Genomic DNA, 19,932 nt, shown 5'->3' on the forward strand with positions numbered 1-19,932 from the left:
TTTAACATAAAATTCATGTAATTAACATTCGGTTTTCCATTAATTAATATTTTCGAATATTTATTTAAAATCCTATTAACAGGGACTTTGCTTCAATCCGGTAGTTTTGCACTGTCTAATAAATCGAAATTTTAAAATGAAAAGAAAACTACTAACAGTTGCAGCTCTTGCAATGGTCACGGGTTCGTTCCTGAATGCGCAGACTTTTATTTTTAACAAAAATTCCGCATGGAAATACAACGATAGCAATACTGCTTTGGCATCCCAATGGAAAACAGCAACTTATGATGTTTCCACATGGTCTCAGGGAAACGGACCGCTTGGTTATGGTGATCCTGTAACAACTACAACGGCTACAGGACTTATCACGGCTTATTTTGCAAAAGATTTTACCGTAAACTTGAACGATCTTTCTTCCACTATGGAATTAGGGGTAATGAGAGACGACGGAATCGTAGTTTATCTTAATGGAGAAGAAGTCGTAAGAGACAATATGCCTTCCGGAACAATCGATTTCAATACACTATCAAGTACAACAATCGATGGAGCGGCAGAAAGTGTTTATAATGTTTTTTCTATTCCAAAATCCAAATTCGTTAACGGAAACAACAGAATCTCTATTGAATTGCACAACAGAGGAGCTTCAAGTTCAGATTTAAGAATTGATGCTTATCTTAAAACAACTTCAACCGTAACTCCGGTTCCTTGTAACGCCAATCACATCAGTTGTTTTACTTCCATCGTTCCTACCGCACAGACAAATAAACTGATTATTCCGACAGAACATAAATATCAATTAATCCTAAAAGAGGGTGATAACTACACAGAAGGAGGAGGTCTAGTAGGAGGACAGAACGATTTCACAGCGTATGTTCCGAAAAATGCAAGCAGTACCAACGGATATCTTTCTGTAAACCATGAAACAAATCCGGGAGGAGTTACCATGGCAGAAATTAATTATAATGCAACCACGAAACTTTGGCAGTTGTCCCGATCAAGAGCAGTGAGCTTTTCGGCTCCGAGTCTGGTTCAGACCATCAGAAACTGTTCGGGAGGCGTTACTCCGTGGGGAACGGTGGTAACTGCGGAAGAGCAGACCACTTCAAGCGACGTTAATGCAGACGGAATGAAAGATTACGGATGGCTGGTAGAAATAGATCCGGCAACTGCTCAGGTCATTTCCCAGAATACAGACGGATCTAAAGGAAAACTTTGGCAGATGGGAATCATGAATCATGAAAATGTAGTGATTAATGATACAGGAACAATCGCTTATTACGGTGAAGACGGCGGAACACACATGGTTTACAAATATGTTATGGATACTCCGAACAATCTTTCATCAGGAAATCTTTATGTGCTGAAACTGGATCAGGGATTAAGCGGAGGAGATCCTGTTGCAACAACCGCAACTTGGATTCAGGTTCCTAATAAAACAAAAGCAGACCAGAATAACACTACCGCTTTGGCACAGTCTCTTGGCGGAACGTCTTTCAACGGAATCGAAGATGTGGATATCAGTCCGCTTGACGGGAAAATCTATTTTACGGCAAAAGGTCTTAATAAAGTGTACCGATTAAAAGATGACGGAGCTACAGCTTCTCAGGTGGAAACTTTCGTAGGGGGTCTTACGACGAACTATTCTTTCGACACAGCGCAGGGAACAAAAACCGAAGCTTGGGGAGACGGAAACGACAACCTTACGTTCGATGAACTTGGAAATCTTTGGGTGCTTCAGGACGGTGGTAAAAACTACATCTGGGTAATCGCTCCGGATCATACTCAGGCAAATCCGAAAGTGAAACTATTCGCTTCCATGCCTGCAGGATCGGAGCCGACCGGACTTACCTTTACGCCGGATCACAAATTCGGGTTCTTCTCCGTACAGCATCCGGATTCTACGATTTCAACCGATATTGATGCGACAGGAAATACCATTGATTACAGAGGAAAATCGGCAACTGTTGTTATCGCTCTTAAAAACAATTTAGGAACTACAGGTTCATTAGGAACAATTGATGCTCAGACAGAAAATACAGTAACTGTTGCTCCGAACCCGACTTCAGGATTGGTGAAGATCAATTCTCCGAAAGGGTTGAAAAATATTATGGTAACAGCGTACAGTATCGATGGTAAGATTGTTTTCACCCAGAAATATTCAGGACTGAATAAAGTTTTAGACTTAGATTTTACAAGACAGCTTGAATCTTCAAGAGTACTGGTTTTAAACATCGAAGCGGAAGGAGGATTCCAGCAGACGGTAAAATTGCTTAAAAAATAAATTATTAATATTTACATAACTGCCGGTGATGATATATTGCCGGTAGTTTTTTATTTGTATGAAAAAGCTCTTTTTTTCTATTTCATTTTTAATACTTTCACAGGCAAAAGCACAGATTGATCCTGTAAAATATCCGACCTATACCAATGTGGATGACGCCATAAAAAGCGGACAAACCATTTACAGCATGAGTTTCAGAGGAAAAACCATGTACAATCTTCCGGTTGAAATCCAAAAGTTAAAATCAATCTTTTTCCTGAATTTAATGGAAAACAGATTTGAAAAGATGGATGAGTCAATTTTCAGGCTGAAAGAACTTACCATTTTAAACTTAAACGAAAACAGCATTAAATACATTCCGGACGAAATCGCAGAACTTCAGAAACTGGAAAGCTTTTCCATTAATTTAAATAGTTTAACGAAGATAAATCCGAATTTGGCAAAACTTCAGAAACTGAAGGTGATTCATCTTGATGCCAATAGTCTGAACGTTTTTCCGGAAGCTTTACTAAAGATTCCAAGTCTGGAGGAAATTAATTTACAGGGAAATCAGATCAGTTTTATTGCTAAAGATTTAGATCAGATTAAAAACCTGAAATCATTAAATCTGGCTTCCAATCAAATTAACGATTTGGGAGATTTAGCATTTCCTAAAAAATTAAAATACATAGAATTACAGCAGAATTCAATTTCAAAACTTCCCGATGGATTATTTCAATCCGGAAATCTGGAGTTTTTAAATGTAAGCCAAAACCATATCAAAGAAATTTCGCCCAAAGTAAAAGGACTGAAAAATATAGTAAGCATGAATTTAGCAAACAATCAGCTAAAAGATCTTCCTTCCGAGTTTTCTCAACTGAAGAATCTTAAAACACTGATCTTAACAGGTAATCCGATGGAAAAATCAACCATCGAAAAGTTAAAAACCATGATGCCGCAAACACAGATTTATTTTTAAAAATCTTAAAATTATAACGTAACATTTGCAAGGCTTCCACTATCATTTGCTGAACGAAGTGCCGTTGCGAACGAGAATATTTTCAGGTAAGATTAGAAAACTTTCGCGGTCATAGCGTTTGAAGAATTTAAAATTAAAAACTATCCGCCAACTCTCTTGGTTTTATAGCCCATTTCTTTAAGGATATTCATAATCTTATCACGGTTATCTCCCTGAATGATAATTGTTCCATCCTTTTCAGAACCACCGATTCCCAGTGTGGTTTTTATCTTTTTTGAAATGTTTTTAAGTTCTTCCTCGCTTCCTTCCCAGCCTTCAACAATCGTTACGGGCTTTCCGTTTCTGCCTTTTTTCTCAAATTTACACACCAAAGGTTCCTTTTGTCTGAACTGTTCTTCAGGCATCTCAAAATCCTGCTCTTCATGATCAGGAAAAAGGTTTTTCAGTTGATCTCTTAAATCCATACAGCAAAATTAATAAAATATTTACTTTTTTGCTATTAACTAAAAAGTAAAATACGTTTATACTAAAAACAAATTTTAAACAAAATTTAAGTCCGTCCATTCTTTCATTCATTTCAAAATAAATAAATTTGTAGGACAAAAGTTTATACAAAATGTCGAAAAAAGCAATATTAGCAATCCTTGACGGATGGGGATTGGGAATGAATCCGGACGTTTCAGCCATTGATAAAGCAAACACTCCTTTTATAGATAACTGCCTTAAAAATTTTCCGCATACAATACTCGAAGCGAGTGGTTTAGCCGTTGGGCTTCCTGCAGGACAGATGGGAAATTCCGAAGTTGGGCATATGAACTTAGGAGCAGGTAGAGTAGTGTACCAAAATCTGGTTAAACTGAATATGGCGGTTGAAAATGGATCTTTAGGACAGCAGAAAGTCATTCAGGATGCTTTTGATTATGCTAAAAAAGAAAACAAAAAAGTACACTTCATCGGTTTGGTTTCCAATGGAGGAGTACATTCACATATCAACCATTTAAAGGGACTTTTAACGGCAGCTCACGAATTCGGACTGAATGAAAATGTTTTCGTTCATGCCTTTACAGACGGGCGCGACTGCGATCCGCTTTCTGGAAAAGAATTCATTGGAGAACTTCAGGATCACATGGAAAAAACAGTTGGAAAACTGGCAACCGTAGTCGGAAGATATTACGCAATGGATCGTGATAAAAGATGGGAGCGCGTGAAACTGGCTTATGATGCGATGGTAGAAGGAGTAGGAGAACAGTCGACGGATGCTCTGGCTTCAATTCAGAAATCATATGATAATAGTGTAACGGATGAATTTATAAAGCCGATTATCATGATCGATTCCACGCAGACAGGAAATGTTGTTCCGATTGCTAAAATAACAGATCAGGATGTGGTGATCTGCTTCAATTTCCGTACAGACAGAGGTCGTGAGATCACGGAAGTGCTATCCCAGAAAGATTTCCCGGAGTTTTTCATGAGAAAACTGCCGCTTTATTATGTTACATTAACAAACTATGATAAAACATTCCAGAACGTTCATGTAGTTTTCGATGAAGAAGTTTTGCACGAAACGATGGGCGAGATTTTAGAAAGAAATCATAAGACGCAGATCAGGATTGCGGAAACAGAAAAATATCCTCACGTTACCTTTTTCTTTTCAGGAGGGAGAGAAGCTGAATTTGTGGGCGAAAAAAGATTGCTTTGCCCAAGTCCGAAAGATGTTCCGACGTACGATTTAAAACCCGAAATGTCAGCATACGATATTACCAACGCGATTGTTCCCGAGCTGGAAAATGAAACCGCGGATTTTATCTGTTTGAATTTTGCAAACACAGATATGGTAGGTCATACAGGTGTTTTTCAGGCGGCTGTAAAAGCGGCTGAAACGGTGGATCAATGTATTGAAAAAGTGGCAACTACAGCTTACGAACACGGTTATGCCGTTTTCATTTTAGCAGACCACGGAAATTCTGATGTGATGATTAATCCGGACGGAACCCCAAATACACAGCATTCCACCAATCTGGTTCCTTTCATCGTAATGGACAAAGATCAGACATGGAATCTTAAGCCCGGAAAATTGGGCGATGTGGCACCTACGATCTTAAAAGTGATGGGCGTGGAAATTCCTGAGATTATGACTGGCGATATTTTAGTCAGCTAAAAGATAAAAGTTTTAAAGAATGAAATCATGGTTAAATGCGACAGACTTTTCAAACTTAAAAAAGGACAGTAGAAAAAATCCTAACGAACTTTAATCTAAAATATTATTTAAAATTCAGAAATAATAAAGATAAAATGCCGTTATTATTTACATAGCGGTATTTTTTTATGACTAATATCAGAAATAATTAACAAAATATTATGTCCTAAATAATAAATAAAACTATAAATTTGCAGTTTAATCTAAATTCTAAAAATGTATCAAAAGCTTGTAAGGAAAGAAGTAATGGGAATTTTGGAAAAGGAGGTAGGTTCTTTTCTGAATAAATTTTTAACGCCAATCGAGAAAATCTGGCAGCCTTCCGATTATCTTCCGGATCCGTCGAGTGAAGATTTTAAACATGATTTAGAAGAAATACAGACTTTCGCGCGCGAAATGCCTTACGATCTTTTCGTAACGCTTATCGGCGACTGTATCACGGAAGAAGCTTTGCCTTCTTACGAATCCTGGTTAATGGGAGTGGACGGAGTAGATCAGGAGCAGAAGGAAATCGGCTGGGCAAACTGGGTAAGAGCTTGGACTGCTGAAGAAAACAGACACGGAGATCTTTTAAGCAAATATCTTTACCTGTGCGGAAGAGTGAACATGAGAGAAGTTGAGGTTACCACTCAATATCTTATTAATGACGGTTTCGATCTGGGAACAAGCATGGATCCTTACAGAAACTTCATCTATACAAGTTTTCAGGAAACTGCGACCAACATTTCTCACCGAAGAGTAGGAACTCTTGCAAAACAGTCCGGAAACGGAAAATTAGCTAAAATGTGCGGAGTAATTGCGGCGGATGAAGCAAGACACGCGAAAGCTTACAAACATTTTGTAGAAAAAATCCTTGAGATCGATCCTTCGGAAATGATCCTTGCTTTTGAAGATATGATGCGTAAAAAAATCGTAATGCCGGCTCACATGATGAGACAGTCCGGACAAAAAGCAGGAGAACTTTGGGGACATTTCTCAGACGCTGCGCAAAGATGTATGGTTTATACAGGACAGGATTACATCAATATCCTTAAAGACCTTCTGGACGAATGGAAAATCGAACACGTAAAAGGTCTTAATGAAAAAGCTGAAAAAGCACAGGAATATTTAATGAAACTTCCTGCAAGACTTCAGAAAATCACGGACAGAATTTCAACGCCGGATCTTCAGTTTCAGTTCAGTTGGGTGAAAAGTTAGTTCTATAATTGGATAAATTATAAAGTAGGAGTGCTAAGTGTTTTTAGCACTCTTTTTATTTTGTATCTTTGCATTTCTAAATCTTAAATATAATGATGAATAATAAGAAAATTGCTGTTGATTTCGACGGAACCATTGTAGACGATGCGTACCCTGGAATCGGCAAGGCAAAGGTTTTTGCTTTCGAGACACTTAGAAGACTTCAGGCAGAGGGGTTCAGATTGATTCTGTGGACATACAGACACGGAAAAACATTAGATGAAGCAGTAGAATTCTGCAGAAAAAACGGGATTGAATTTTATGCAGTCAATTCAAGTTTTGAAGGAGAAGTTTTCGATCCGGAAACACAATCCAGAAAGCTGGATGCAGATTGGTTTATTGATGACCGAAATCTGGGAGGTTTTCCGGGATGGGGCGAAATTTACAATATTATTCAGGAAAGAATAGAATTCCGTGTGGAAGGAAAAGAGGTTTTAGCCTATTCAAAACTAAAAAAAGAAAAGAAAAAAGGATTATTCTGGTAGAATTTAGAAATTAGAAGGCAGGTGTTAGAAATTAGTCTGAGATCACTTTTAATTATTTATCAGAAAAGTAAGATGTTTAGAATGAGAAAATTTATTCATTAAGTTGTAAATCTAATTTCTGGCATCTAATATCTAACATCTATATAAAAAATGATTCAATTAAAAACAATAGACGAACTACGTCTTATGAAAGAAAGTGCCCGTTTGGTTTCCAGAACATTAGGAATGTTGGCGAAAGAAATAAAACCAGGGATTACCACTTTATATCTGGATAAATTAGCACACGATTTCATCAAGGATCACGGTGCAGAACCTGCATTTTTAGGATATGGAGGGTTTCCGTATTCTTTGTGTATTTCTCCGAATGAGCAGGTGGTGCATGGTTTTCCAAGCAAAGAAGAAATTAAAGAAGGAGATGTACTTTCTGTAGACTGTGGTGCTGTTCTGAACGGTTTCGTAGGCGATCATGCCTATACTTTCGAAATCGGAGAAGTAAAGCCGGAAACCAAAAAATTATTAAAAATAGCCAAAGAATCTCTTTATAAAGGAATTGAGCAGTGTGTAAGAGGAAAAAGAATCGGAGATATTTCCCACGCTATTCAGGCGCACTGCGAAAAAGAAGGATATGGTGTTGTAAGAGAACTGGTAGGTCACGGTGTCGGAAGACAGATGCATGAAGATCCGCAGGTTCCGAATTACGGAAGACAGGGAAGCGGAAAAGTGATTAAAGACGGTTTAACGATTGCAATCGAACCGATGATTAATCTGGGAACTGAAAAAGTGAAATTCCATAATGATGGATGGACGGTGACAACATTAGACAATCAGCCTTCTGCGCACTTCGAACACGATGTTGCGGTAATCAACGGAAAACCTGTATTGCTTTCAACATTCCAGTATATTTATGATGCTTTGGGAATCGTAAGCGATGAAGAAAAAGCCTTCCAATTGGATTTTTAATGAAAAAAGTCACTAAACTTTTACTGAATAAGATTCCGCGTCCGATACTTATCAAAATGAGCATTTGGGCACGGCCACTTATTTATCAGTTCTTTAAAGGCGATACGTTTTTTGATCCGATTGACGGAAGATCTTACCGTAAATTTCTTCCTTACGGATATGGAAGCCAGCGCGAAAACGCCTTGTCGCCGGGAACATTGAGTCTGGAAAGACACCGCCAGATGTGGCTTTACCTGCAAAATGAGACCGATTTTTTCATTAAAAATTATAAAGTTCTGCATATTGCTCCGGAACAGGAATTTCTGAGAAAATTTAAGAGAATGAAAAACTTAAACTACATTTCTGCCGATCTTTTTTCGCCGATTGTAGACGTAAAAGCAGACATTCTCGATCTTCCTTTTGAGAATGAAAGCTTCGATATTATTTTTTGCAACCACGTTCTTGAACATATTGAAGATGATGCCAAAGCCATGAGCGAACTGTACCGTGTTTTAAGACCGGGAGGTTGGGGAATTCTCCAGGTTCCGATGAAAAATTCTCTGGAAAAAACGTACGAAGATTTTACGATTAAAGATCCGAAAGAACGTCAGAAACATTTCGGGCAGTACGATCACGTTCGCTGGTACGGAATGGATTATTTCGACCGACTGAAAAAAGCTGGATTTGAAACGGATATTAATTTTTATTCTAAACAGTTTACCCAGGAGGAAATAAAAAAATACGGGCTTAGAGAAAATGAAATTCTGCCTTTAGTGTATAAAAAATAAGAAAAACGTCTTCATTGCGAAGACGTTTTTTGCTATATTAATGATAAGGAATTATTCTTTAATAAATTTCAAAGGTTTTTGTCCTTCAATTATTAAAATATATTGTCCTTTTTCATAATTTTGGGTATCAATTTTTACTTTTTTGTCAGATGTTTTACCTTCATACATCATTTGTCCAAGCATATTGAAAACCTTTACAGGAAGATCATTTTCCAGATTTATCACAATTAAATTATCCTTTATAGGATTTTGAAAAGAAAAGGTTGCTTTGAGATTATTCTCTTTTGTAGATAAAATGGAACTGTTGTAATAGATTTTATTACCATTAGAAGGATTTGTTATGATTAAAGTCTTTCCTGAACCATTGGGAATCACCTGATAATTATAAACCTGACCAATTGCCGGATTAACGTAAAAGTCGCAGTTTTTTTGATCATATCCTTGTACAGCCGTCATATTATTTCCCCAGTAATCTGCCAACGTACATCCTGCAGAACTGTTTTTAATAAAGGAATCATCTATCGTAGAAAAGGTAAGCGGTATTCCGGAAACATTAAAATACTTTGAAGTAAAAACGTTACTTCCGGATGAATTTGAAAATGTAGAAGGCTGAAGAGACTGATCCATCGTAGGAGTAACGGTTGTTTGTCCTCCTATAATCATTTGTGAAATATACCAGTTTGTATTGAATAGTTGGGAACTATTCTGTGCAAAGATAAGACTGCTTGTAAATAACAATAGTAAAGTTTTTTTCATGGTTGAAATTTTCTCAAAGATAATTAAAATTATAAACTTTCTGTAATAAAAAAACCGCTTTCAAATTCTGAAAACGGCTTTGCTATAAAGCATTTAAAAAGATTATAAATTTTTCTTTAATTTTTTTAATGTGCAGAAACAGCTTTCAGTCCAACCACAGATCCAATTAAAGTCACAATAAAGAAAATTCTCCAGAAGCTTACCGGATCTTTAAAGAAGAAAATTCCCATTAAAACAGTTCCTACAGCTCCAATTCCAGTCCAGACGGCATAAGCGGTTCCGATAGGTAAGGTTTGGGTGGCTTTGATCAGTAGAAGCATACTTACCGTTAAAGAGATCAGAAAACCTGCAAACCAAAAGTACATTGTTGTTCCGCTTGTTTCCTTTACTTTTCCCAGACATGAAGCAAAAGCAACTTCAAATAATCCTGCAATAATTAAGATGATCCAATTCATTTTTCTGTAATTTTCAAATGCAAAGTTCCGTAATTTGGAAAGAATAAAATTTTACAATTGTTAAAAAATCTATCCTAAAGATTAGATCTCATCTATCCAAACCCTAAAACCCTCACACTCTCAAACCCTCAAATCCTCATACTTTATAACCTAAAAAACACTACAACTTAATCTCCGCTCTTATTCTACTTAAGCTCACTTGCGAGATCCCTAAATAAGAAGCAATATGACCAAGCTGAACCCTTCTGATGAGATCTGGCTTATTTTTAATTAAATCTTTATATCTTTCCAGAGCCGTTTTATACTGCCTTGAAATAATCAGTTCTTCGGTTTTTACCAATTCTCTTTCCGCAAACTTTCTTCCCCAATTGGCTATATGAATATCCTCGTTGAATAATTTTTTAAGATATTCTGTTTCCAGTTTGTAGAATTCGCAGTTTTCCAGCAGTTCAATATTTTCGTATCCGGGATTGTTTTCCACATAACTTTTCATGGAAACCACAGGTTCGCCCTCACTTCCGAACCAGAACGTAATGTCTCTGTCTTCTGTGGATGCGTATGCGCGTACAATTCCTTTTTTTAACAAATAGATATGAGAAATTACTTTTTCAGCTTCCATCAGACAAAAATTCTTGGGATAAGAAACTTCTGTAATGTATTGTTTCAGTTTTATTTTTGAGATTTCGGGAAGTAAATAAATGCGGTCGAGAATTTCGTCAATTTCCATAATTAAGTCGTGGATAATTTGTCTAAAATATTGGTTTTAACAACAGAAAACAAGAAAATTATTCTCCTATGTTTTGAATTAAATTAAAAATTAAGTAAATTTAGAAGGTAAAACGTTTAACCAAAATAACAGTCAGGAAGTAAACGATGATTGATATTGAATTAATATACCAATAATTTAAATTTGAAATTAATTTTAACTGATTGATTTTTAATGTTTTGAATTTTATTTTGTTTCGGTTTTGAAAAACTGCCAATCTACAATTATTTTCAAAACGACCAAAAAAAACGTCTATTGTTTTTTATATTTTTTATGAAATATTTTTGCATCAAAGTCAGAAAATTATGAAAAGAGCTTCTATTAAAGATATTGCGAGAATTGCAGAGGTTTCTGTAGCTACGGTTTCCTATGTTCTCAATAAAAAAGAAGGAAGCAGAATTAGTGAAGCGACCAAAACCAGAATTCTTGACGTTGCAAAAAGCATCAATTATACGCCCAATAAAATTGCAAAAAGTCTGAAAATGAATAAGACGAAGCTTATCGGGCTGATTGTTGCAGATATTTCAAACGACTTTTACTCCAACATTGCAAGAAATATTGAAGATGAAGCGATGAAGTTGGGGTACACACTTCTGATCGGAAGCTGCGATGAAAATCCTGAAAAATTTAAAAAACTGACAGAGCTTTTCTCAGAACAGCAGGTTGACGGAATGATTATCGCTCCGGTTGTAGATTCGGATGAAGCCATCAATAAGCTCATTCAGGAAGAATATCCGATTGTAACCATCGACCGCTATCTTAAAAATGTAAGTTTACCGGGAGTAATGATCAATAATTCAGAAATTTCAGAACAGATCTGCGATCATCTGGTGAAAAAAGACTTTGATGAAATTATTTATGTAGGTTACAATACGGAACTTCCTCATTTGCTGGACAGACAGGACGGTTTTGACCGAAGAATTTCAAAATCTGATATTTCTGCGAAAAGAATTTTAATCGGAATTCATAATATTACGGAAGAAGTACATCAGAAAATGCAGGAAAATCTGGATCTTTCCAAAAAAACGGCCATTTATTTTTCAAGTAATAAACTGGGAATTGCAGGACTCAGATATTTAATCGATCATAGTATCAGTGTTCCCGAACAGGTTTCATTGGTGGCGTTCGACGAAACAGAAGCCTATTATCTTTTCCCGACGGAAGTTTCATTTGTACAGCAGCCATTGTATGATATGGCAAAAGAATCGGTAAAACTTTTGGATAATCAAATAAACAATTATACAACAAACGGAAAAAGAGTAACTTTCCATGCTAAATTTATGGAAAGAAGTTCTGTAAAATAATAAAATGATAATGACAGAAGAGGTAATGACGACAGAAAAAAGACCTTATATTGTATGTTTTGGTGAAGTTTTGTGGGATATTTTCCCGGAAGGTTCAAGAGCAGGAGGCGCACCTTTTAATGTGGCATATAATGTTCATAAAATGGGCATTGATGTAAAAATGCTGAGCAGAATTGGCAAGGATGAACTGGGAGAAAAATTAACCGATAAAATTAAAAGTTGGGAGATTACCACAGATTTTATTCAGGTAGATGAAGTTCATCCTACGAGTACGGTGATCGCTGAAATTGATGAACACAATGAAGCGAGCTACGAAATCGTTGAAAATGTAGCATGGGATTTTATAGATTTTCTTCCTGAACACCAAGATTTGGTTGCCAATGCGGAAGCTTTTGTTTTCGGAAGTCTTTCTGCGAGAAATGAAAAGACCAGAGAAACCTTGCTTCAACTGCTTGAATTGGCAAAACTGAAAATCTTTGATGTAAATTTCAGACCGCCTTTCATCGATTTTGAATTCATTAAAATATTGTTGAATAAAGCCGATATTGTAAAGATGAACAAAGCGGAAATGAAGCAGATCCTTGAATTTATGGGTGAAGAATATACAAGTGAAGAAGAAAGTGTTTCATTCATTCAGAAAAAATTTCAGGTTAATGAAATCATTTTAACCAAAGGAAGCAAGGGCGCAGGTTATTTTGTGGGAAGTCAAAATTACAGTTTTCCTGCCGTTCCCATCACCATTGCAGATACAGTGGGAAGCGGTGACGCTTTTCTTGCCGGTTTTATTTCCAAAAGGATTCAGAATCAGGAGCCTGAAGAAATCATTAAAGAAGGGATTGCTTTAGGAGCATTCATTACTTCAAAATCAGGCGCGTGTCCGGATTACAGGTATTCCGAATTTAAAAATTTTAAAGACTCAAAATTTTAATTTTACGATAAAACCAAAGGCTTTTTCTAACCGGAAAAGTCTTTTTTGTCGGTAAAAGTTTCCAATTAATTCCAAAGACCGATTAAGTTTAGTAACTTTGCAAATCCTAATATAATTTTTATGCACAAAGCAGGATTTGTAAATATAGTTGGAAAGCCCAATGCCGGAAAATCTACCTTGTTGAATCAACTGATGGGGGAGAAACTGGCGATTGTAACCCAGAAGGCTCAGACAACACGCCACAGAATTTTCGGAATTTATAATGAAGAAGACTTACAGATCGTATTTTCAGATACTCCAGGAGTTCTTGATCCGAAATACGGTTTACAGGAAAAAATGATGGATTTTGTAAAGGATTCTTTGCAGGATGCCGATGTTTTCCTTTTCATTGTAGATGTTACCGACAAAGCTGAACCTTCGGAATTTCTGATTGATAAGCTGAACAAAATTCCTGTGCCTGTTTTGCTTTTGCTGAATAAAGTAGACCAGACCAATCAGGAAGGTCTTGAAAAACTGGTTGAAACATGGCATGAGAGAATTCCGAAAGCGGAAATTCTGCCTATTTCTGCATTAAATGCTTTTAATACAGACATTATTTTACCGAAACTTAAATCTTTACTGCCGGAAAATCCGCCTTACTACGATAAAGATCAGTATACGGACAAGCCTGAAAGATTCTTTGTAAATGAAGCAATCCGTGAGAAAATCCTTTTGAATTACGAAAAAGAAATTCCGTATTCTGTGGAAGTGGTTACGGAGCAGTTCAAGGAAAAGGAAGGAATTATCTTCATCGATTCTATTATTTATGTGGAAAGAGATACCCAGAAAGGAATTATCATCGGACATAAAGGAGAAGCAATTAAAAAAGTCGGAACAGAATCCAGACTGGATCTCGAAAAATTCTTTAATAAAAAAATTCACCTGAACCTTTTTGTTAAAGTAAAAAAAGACTGGAGAAAAAACGACAGAGATTTGAAAAATTTTGGGTACAGATAGACTAAAAACCATCTAAAAACCGTTCTATTAGAAGAATTTTCACTATCTTTAAATGTAAATTGCTTTTAATGAACTATTCGAACACAACAAATTCAGATTCTGTTTTAAAAGATGTTGCATTGCTTATCGTGCGGGTTTTCATTGGTTTTGCCATGCTCTCTCACGGTTTTCCAAAGCTTCAGATGCTTTTAGAAGGAAAGTCAGACTTTTTCGATTTTTTAGGATTAGGATCGCAGATCACTTTAGGTTTAACGGTTTTTGCAGAATTTGCCTGTTCAATTCTCCTTATTTTAGGACTGTTTTCAAGAATTTCATTAGGATTTCTGATGTTTACCATGATTATTGCGGGTTTCGTTGTTCATGGAGCAGATCCTTTTGAAAAGCGGGAAATGAGCCTTATTTATCTTTCCGTCTATCTTTTACTGATGGTTTTCGGAGTCGGAAAATTTTCTGTCGATTATATGATCGAGAAAAGGAAAAGAGCCAATGATTGGTAATAATTTTTACAATATAAATTAAAAAAGAGCAGTTGTTTTCAACCGCTCTTTTTGTTTCTAAGGATTGCAGGGAAGATTGGAAGGTATGCAGCTCCATTTAGGAAGTTCATTCGTTTCATCGATTTTCATGCAGGGTTTGTATCCTGAAGGACATTGCGGTGCATTTCCGCCATTCATGGCGCGAAGTTCTCTTCGCTCTAATTTTCTTAGATTTTTCATAATGATTCTGAATTTGATGAATACTAAAGATAATATTATTTTATTAAATCCCATAAAAGTGTTTTAATATAGAATTGTATATTCTCTAATTTTCATTAATTTCGTGGAAATTGAAATTATTATGAAGATAAGATTGACCATATGCCTTCTTGCGTTCCTCAATTTCTATGAAGCGCAGGAAAATATTACGTATCAAAAGCCATCTGCGGAAATCCTGAAATTGGCAGATTATGAAAGACCGCCAAGTGTTTTGATGAACAGTAAAAAAGACTGGATTGTTTTTACCTACCGTCCGACTTACAAAACACTGGAAGATTTAAGTCAGCAGGAAATGAAACTGGGAGGATTAAGAATAAATCCGGTAACCAATATTTCAAGTTCGGCAACGTATGCGAATAACCTGAAAGTGAGAAAAATGAACGATAAAATGGAAGTTCAGGTTAAAAATTTACCTTCCAATCCAAAAATCGCCAATACATCATTCTCTCCGGACGAAAAAAAACTGGCGTTTACCAATACCACCAATAAAGGTGTGGAGCTTTGGATTGTAGACCTTGAAACCGCTACCGCAAAGAAAATAACTTCTGATAATTTAAATGCAAATTTGGGAAGTCCTTACATCTGGTACAAAGACTCTCAGAATTTATTAATTAAAACCCTTCCGCAAAACAGACCTGCTTTAATAGATTCCAGTAAAGACCTTCCGACTGGTCCCATTGTTTCTACGGCAGACGGAAAAGTTTCGCAAAACAGAACGTATCAGGATCTTCTGAAAAATCCGCAGGATGAAAAGAATTTTGAGGTTTTAACCGCTTCAGAAATTTATAATGTTGATCTTAACGGAACTTTAAAGAAAGTAAAAGATCAGGATATGTATTCCGGATTAAGCTTTTCGCCGGACGGAAATTATTTGATGGCGACAACTATTAAAAAACCGTTTTCTTACATTGTTCCTCTAAGCAGATTTCCGATGACCACTACGGTGTATGACATGAACGGAAAGGTGGTAAAAGTTGTAAACGAAACACCTCTGAACGAAATCATGCCAAAAGGATTCTCTTCCGTAAGAACAGGAAAAAGAGATATGGGATGGAGAAGCGATATGCCTGCAACTTTGGTATATGCAGAAGCTCTGGACGGAGGAGATCAGTATAAAAATGCAGAATTCAGAGATGAAATTTTTACATGGGAAGCACCTTTCAGCAATGCTCCGAAATCTTTCTTTAAAACAAAGCAGAGATACGAAGATGTAAGCTGGACGAATGATCATTACGCCATTGTTTCCGAAGGGTGGTACGATACAAGAAATACAAAATCTTTCTTAGTTGATTTAAATAACGGAGAATCCAAAGTGATTCACGACAGAAATTATCAGGATGTGTACAGCGATCCCGGAAATTTCAATACCACAAAAAACCAGTACGGAAGATACGTTGTCGACATGAAAGGAGGAAAGTCTTATCTCATCGGAGCCGGATTCACAAAAGACGGACAGCATCCTTTCATTGATGAGATGGATGTGAAAACCATGAAAAAGAAAAGACTGTATACTTCCAATCTTAAAAATGCAAAGGAAGAAATTATTGATATTTTAAATCCTGCCAAAGGAGAAGTTCTTACGATTCAGCAATCTTCCAGTCAATATCCGAACTATTTCAAAAAGAGCATTAAATCCAGTAAGACAGAAGCGGTAACCAATTTCGCGAATCCTTTTGAAAGCATTAAAGATGTCTACAAAGAAGTAATTACGTATAAAAGAAATGACGGCGTTACACTTACCGGAACACTTTATCTTCCTGCCAATTACGACAGAAAGGCAAAAACAGAAAAATTACCGTTGCTGATCTGGGCTTATCCTACAGAATATAAAGATAAAAATACGGCAGGACAGAATACGCAGAATCCAAACGATTTCACTTACCCTTACTACGGTTCTTTCGTGTATTGGACAACGAAAGGATATGCCGTTTTGGATGATGCCGCATTCCCGATCATCGGAGAAGGAAAAACAGAACCGAATGATACATTTATTCCTCAATTGGTAGCCAATGCAGAAGCAGCAATTAATGCAGTAGATCGGTTAGGTTATATTGATAAGAAAAAAGTTGCGGTAGGAGGACATTCTTACGGGGCTTTTATGACGGCAAATCTTTTAACCCATTCCAAGCTTTTCGCATGCGGAATCGCGAGAAGTGGAGCCTATAACAGAACTTTGACGCCTTTTGGTTTTCAGAGCGAACAGAGAAATTACTGGGATGTTCCGGAAATTTATAACACGATGTCACCTTTCATGAATGCAGATAAGATGAAAACACCGCTGTTATTGGTTCATGGAGATGCAGACAACAATCCGGGAACGTTCACTTTGCAGACGGAAAGATATTTTCAGGCGCTTAAAAATCTTGGCGCACCAGTAAAAATGGTTCTTCTGCCAAAAGAAGCTCACGGATATGCAGCGAAAGAGAATATTCTTCATTTGCTTTGGGAACAGGATCAGTTTCTGGAGAAATGTTTGAAAAAATAATAATCTACATAAAAACTCGTTCAATTTTGGACGGGTTTTTATTTTAAACTTAAAACTATAAAATAAATGAAGCTAATAATCTTATTAATAATTTTCCCGATTTTACATTTTGCACAATTATCGCCAGAAGTAAAAAATCTTTATCAGCAAATATTAAAGAGTGAAAGAGCCGAATCTTCTCATACAGGAATGGAAGGAACTGAAAGTGAATTGTATAAACTTCATAAGAAACTGGATGAAATTGCAAACGATAAAGAAGTGGAATATATTGCTTTCAATGGAAATCCTGTAGCTAAATATTATGCCGCAAATATTCTTTTCAACAGAAAATCTAAATCTATCGAAAAAATATTTGAATATTATCTTAAAAGTAAAGATTCTGTACAAACTTTGAAAGGTTGCGTAGGTGGTGTTTCTAGATTAGATTATGAATTGTATATAAATGTAATTTCCGAAAAACAAACAATAGATGCAATGCAATGGGAGAAAAAATGGAAAGATAGTATGATTACTAGCGGAAAGCAAAATAGCCCTGAGTATTTAGGTTTAGTTGATATGTTAAATACAAAAACAATCTGGACTAAAAAAGATGTCGATTCATTAGCATATAGATTAGAACAGACCACTTTAAATAATCATGATGCTTCTAAAAAGTTGATTGAATTAATTTGTTTTCGTTATCTACATGAAAATAAGAAAGTTCCTTATTATGAAAAGATTGCCTATTTTGATGAAAAATATTCTTCAGAATATATCAAAAAGTATCTCAGGTTTTGTAGATTCGGACTTAAATAGCAGATAGAATATTAAGAATTATCAAACTAGGAAAACATTAATTAGTTTATTGTTTATCCCAGCTAGTTGTCTGCCAAAGTTGATAAGCTGTATAAAAAATGTCCGAAAATCATCAGGTGGAATCTATATATGGAGGATATTTTTTGGAAGAAAATCCTGTGTATGGGGAGCGATTCTTTTCTTGCAGATGAATTATACAGACTGACTTTTAGAGAAAAAATTGAAATCGATCGTACCAAATGGAGGCAAGAAAGAAACTATAGTGTCATAAAAGCCTATGAAAAGCCTGATAAAATGGTATTTCCGGAAAATAAAGCACTTTGGACAGAAACGGAGATTGATTTCCTTATTGGTAAGATTTGAACAAGAAATTCTCAATAATCCTTCATCATCAAAAGCTTTGGTTGAACTGTTGGCTGAAAATAATTTTTATTCAAAAATTAAGCGTCCTTAATATCAGAAATTGATGTATCTTGAAGAAAAGTACTATTCCGAAATGATTAAACGATATATTGATTTCTGTTCTAAATAATATACTTTTTTCAAAAATTATTCATATTCTGTTTACTTTAGTTTTTGTAATTTTCAGCCCGCAAAATTCAGTAAAAAATAAATAAACACGGGACATTGATTCCGAAAAGATATGTTACGAACCAATCAGACATTTTTAGACTACCTTGAAGGACTGTACAGCAGTGAAGAACATAAAGGGAATATTGTTTTAGAATCTTTTGAAAAAGGCGATAAAATATTAGTTCAAAATCAGATCTCCACAAAGATCATGCTCGTTAAAAGCGGCATTACCAAATGCTATTTTGTGGAAGAAAACGGGAAAGAATATATTGTGGAATTTATGGGAAAAGGAGAGATCATCGGTGAGATCGAAGTCATTAAAAATGTTCCCTGCATCTGCAGTATTGAAGCGATTACGGAAGTTACCGTTTATTCGATGTCGATTCCCTATTTTCAGGCATTGATCAAAAAAGACCTTACCCTCAATAATTTACTGTTGGATGTTTTTGCAGAACGTATTTTCAATACTTCAAGTCGCGCTTCTTATCAGCAGCTTCACAAGACAGAGCATACACTTTCACAACTTTTGGAAGTAAAATCCAGAGAAATGGAAATTTCAAAAGAAGATATGGCAACCTATCTCGGAATTACTGTGGAAAGTCTGAACCGAGCTTTGGAAGAACTTCAGGAGAATAATTCTGAAGAATAAATTCAACAGATTTAAACGCTTCTTTTATCTTTGCAGAAATATGCTGAAATCAATGGAAGAACTGAAATTCAGGAATGCTGAACTGAAAGATTTACCCAAAATTGTAGAAATTTACAACTCAACCATTCCTTCAAGAATGGTAACCGCCGATACAGAAAATATCTCTGTAGAAAGCAGAATTAAATGGTTTCATGACCACAATCCTGAAAAAAGACCACTTTGGGTCATTGAAAAGGAGCAGAATGAAGTCTTAGGTTGGGTTAGTTTTTCATCATTCTACGGAAGACCGGCATACAACGGAACCGTGGAACTCAGCATTTACATGGACGAAAGCTCGCGCGGAAAAGGCTACGGAAAAAAAGTACTGCAATACTGCATTGATAACGCACCAAAATTTGAAGTAAAAACACTATTGGGATTCATCTTTTTACATAATGAACCCAGCCTGAAATTATTCCGACACTTTGGTTTTGAAGACTGGGGCGTTTTTCCGAATGTTGCCGTTTTGGACGGCGTTGAAAGAACTTTGGTGATTTTAGGAAAAAGAGTAGGGTAGTTTGTCATTCGAAGCAAAAAAGCTTAATTT

At 36.0% G+C, this 19,932-nt stretch carries 21 protein-coding genes; 16 read left to right on the forward strand and 5 right to left on the reverse strand.

Features of this window, described 5'->3' with window-relative positions:
- Window positions 1–136 precede the first annotated feature (136 nt).
- Window positions 137–2,281, forward strand: coding sequence for a PhoX family protein (locus QWT87_RS06345; protein WP_302714888.1), 2,145 nt, complete (start codon window positions 137–139; stop codon window positions 2,279–2,281).
- Window positions 2,282–2,339: 58 nt separating this feature from the next.
- Window positions 2,340–3,239, forward strand: coding sequence for a leucine-rich repeat domain-containing protein (locus QWT87_RS06350; RefSeq protein ID WP_302714890.1), 900 nt, complete (start codon window positions 2,340–2,342; stop codon window positions 3,237–3,239).
- A 140-nt stretch (window positions 3,240–3,379) separates the two neighbouring features.
- Here QWT87_RS06350 and QWT87_RS06355 read toward each other — a convergent pair whose 3' ends face one another.
- The gene (locus tag QWT87_RS06355) at window positions 3,380–3,703 is read right to left on the reverse strand and encodes a translation initiation factor (protein WP_076390370.1); all 324 of its coding nucleotides are present in this window, start codon (window positions 3,701–3,703) and stop codon (window positions 3,380–3,382) included.
- A 152-nt stretch (window positions 3,704–3,855) separates the two neighbouring features.
- On the opposite strand from QWT87_RS06355, the gene gpmI reads away from it, so the two are divergent.
- From gpmI to QWT87_RS06380, 5 genes are all read left to right on the forward strand, one after another.
- Entirely contained in the window at window positions 3,856–5,397 is a 1,542-nt protein-coding gene (gpmI, locus tag QWT87_RS06360) for a 2,3-bisphosphoglycerate-independent phosphoglycerate mutase (protein WP_302714894.1), read from the forward strand.
- A gap of 255 nt (window positions 5,398–5,652) precedes the next feature.
- On the forward strand, window positions 5,653–6,633 hold the full coding sequence (locus QWT87_RS06365) for an acyl-ACP desaturase (protein WP_076390367.1): 981 nt from the start codon (window positions 5,653–5,655) through the stop codon (window positions 6,631–6,633).
- A gap of 92 nt (window positions 6,634–6,725) precedes the next feature.
- Entirely contained in the window at window positions 6,726–7,157 is a 432-nt protein-coding gene (locus tag QWT87_RS06370) for a BT0820 family HAD-type phosphatase (RefSeq protein ID WP_076390366.1), read from the forward strand.
- A 150-nt stretch (window positions 7,158–7,307) separates the two neighbouring features.
- Window positions 7,308–8,117 carry a type I methionyl aminopeptidase gene (gene map / locus QWT87_RS06375; RefSeq protein ID WP_076390365.1) on the forward strand — a complete coding sequence of 270 codons (810 nt, stop codon included), beginning with the start codon at window positions 7,308–7,310 and terminating at the stop codon, window positions 8,115–8,117.
- Window positions 8,117–8,884, forward strand: a complete 768-nt coding sequence (locus tag QWT87_RS06380; RefSeq protein WP_302714900.1) for a class I SAM-dependent methyltransferase — start codon at window positions 8,117–8,119, stop codon at window positions 8,882–8,884. The genes map and QWT87_RS06380 overlap by 1 nt, the downstream gene beginning before the upstream one ends.
- Window positions 8,885–8,935: 51 nt before the next feature.
- Here QWT87_RS06380 and QWT87_RS06385 read toward each other — a convergent pair whose 3' ends face one another.
- The 3 genes from QWT87_RS06385 to QWT87_RS06395 all read right to left on the reverse strand — a co-directional run bounded on the left by QWT87_RS06385 (window position 8,936) and on the right by QWT87_RS06395 (window position 10,822).
- Window positions 8,936–9,640, reverse strand: coding sequence for a T9SS type A sorting domain-containing protein (locus QWT87_RS06385; protein WP_302714902.1), 705 nt, complete (start codon window positions 9,638–9,640; stop codon window positions 8,936–8,938).
- A 125-nt stretch (window positions 9,641–9,765) separates the two neighbouring features.
- Window positions 9,766–10,095, reverse strand: coding sequence for a DMT family transporter (locus QWT87_RS06390; RefSeq protein WP_116099649.1), 330 nt, complete (start codon window positions 10,093–10,095; stop codon window positions 9,766–9,768).
- 160 nt (window positions 10,096–10,255) lie between these two features.
- Complete coding sequence (locus QWT87_RS06395) at window positions 10,256–10,822, reverse strand: Crp/Fnr family transcriptional regulator (protein ID WP_302714905.1); 567 nt, start codon at window positions 10,820–10,822, stop codon at window positions 10,256–10,258.
- Window positions 10,823–11,166: 344 nt separating this feature from the next.
- Between QWT87_RS06395 and QWT87_RS06400 the strand changes: the two genes are divergently transcribed.
- The 4 genes from QWT87_RS06400 (at window position 11,167) to QWT87_RS06415 (ending at window position 14,586) form a co-directional block, all read left to right on the forward strand.
- Window positions 11,167–12,165 carry a LacI family DNA-binding transcriptional regulator gene (locus tag QWT87_RS06400; RefSeq protein ID WP_302714908.1) on the forward strand — a complete coding sequence of 333 codons (999 nt, stop codon included), beginning with the start codon at window positions 11,167–11,169 and terminating at the stop codon, window positions 12,163–12,165.
- A gap of 4 nt (window positions 12,166–12,169) precedes the next feature.
- Window positions 12,170–13,093 carry a carbohydrate kinase family protein gene (locus QWT87_RS06405; protein WP_302714910.1) on the forward strand — a complete coding sequence of 308 codons (924 nt, stop codon included), beginning with the start codon at window positions 12,170–12,172 and terminating at the stop codon, window positions 13,091–13,093.
- Between the two features lie 120 nt (window positions 13,094–13,213).
- On the forward strand, window positions 13,214–14,089 hold the full coding sequence (gene era, locus QWT87_RS06410) for a GTPase Era (protein ID WP_076390359.1): 876 nt from the start codon (window positions 13,214–13,216) through the stop codon (window positions 14,087–14,089).
- A 68-nt stretch (window positions 14,090–14,157) separates the two neighbouring features.
- Complete coding sequence (locus QWT87_RS06415) at window positions 14,158–14,586, forward strand: DoxX family protein (RefSeq protein ID WP_271161210.1); 429 nt, start codon at window positions 14,158–14,160, stop codon at window positions 14,584–14,586.
- 57 nt (window positions 14,587–14,643) lie between these two features.
- Here the strand turns inward: QWT87_RS06415 and QWT87_RS06420 are convergent, their stop codons facing one another.
- Window positions 14,644–14,805 carry a hypothetical protein gene (locus tag QWT87_RS06420; RefSeq protein WP_302714913.1) on the reverse strand — a complete coding sequence of 54 codons (162 nt, stop codon included), beginning with the start codon at window positions 14,803–14,805 and terminating at the stop codon, window positions 14,644–14,646.
- A gap of 121 nt (window positions 14,806–14,926) precedes the next feature.
- Here QWT87_RS06420 and QWT87_RS06425 point away from each other — a divergent pair, with 121 nt between their 5' ends.
- From QWT87_RS06425 to QWT87_RS06445, 5 genes are all read left to right on the forward strand, one after another.
- Window positions 14,927–17,329, forward strand: coding sequence for an alpha/beta hydrolase family protein (locus QWT87_RS06425; protein ID WP_302714916.1), 2,403 nt, complete (start codon window positions 14,927–14,929; stop codon window positions 17,327–17,329).
- A gap of 66 nt (window positions 17,330–17,395) precedes the next feature.
- On the forward strand, window positions 17,396–18,124 hold the full coding sequence (locus QWT87_RS06430) for a hypothetical protein (protein WP_302714918.1): 729 nt from the start codon (window positions 17,396–17,398) through the stop codon (window positions 18,122–18,124).
- A gap of 129 nt (window positions 18,125–18,253) precedes the next feature.
- Window positions 18,254–18,487, forward strand: coding sequence for a hypothetical protein (locus QWT87_RS06435; RefSeq protein WP_302714920.1), 234 nt, complete (start codon window positions 18,254–18,256; stop codon window positions 18,485–18,487).
- Between the two features lie 280 nt (window positions 18,488–18,767).
- A complete protein-coding gene (locus QWT87_RS06440; protein WP_302714922.1) occupies window positions 18,768–19,346 on the forward strand; it encodes a Crp/Fnr family transcriptional regulator in 579 nt (192 codons plus the stop codon).
- Window positions 19,347–19,386: 40 nt separating this feature from the next.
- Window positions 19,387–19,902, forward strand: coding sequence for a GNAT family N-acetyltransferase (locus QWT87_RS06445; protein WP_302714924.1), 516 nt, complete (start codon window positions 19,387–19,389; stop codon window positions 19,900–19,902).
- Window positions 19,903–19,932 lie beyond the last annotated feature (30 nt).

The organism is Chryseobacterium urinae, assembly GCF_030518295.1.
GTDB classification, from domain to species: Bacteria; Bacteroidota; Bacteroidia; order Flavobacteriales; family Weeksellaceae; genus Chryseobacterium; species Chryseobacterium mucoviscidosis.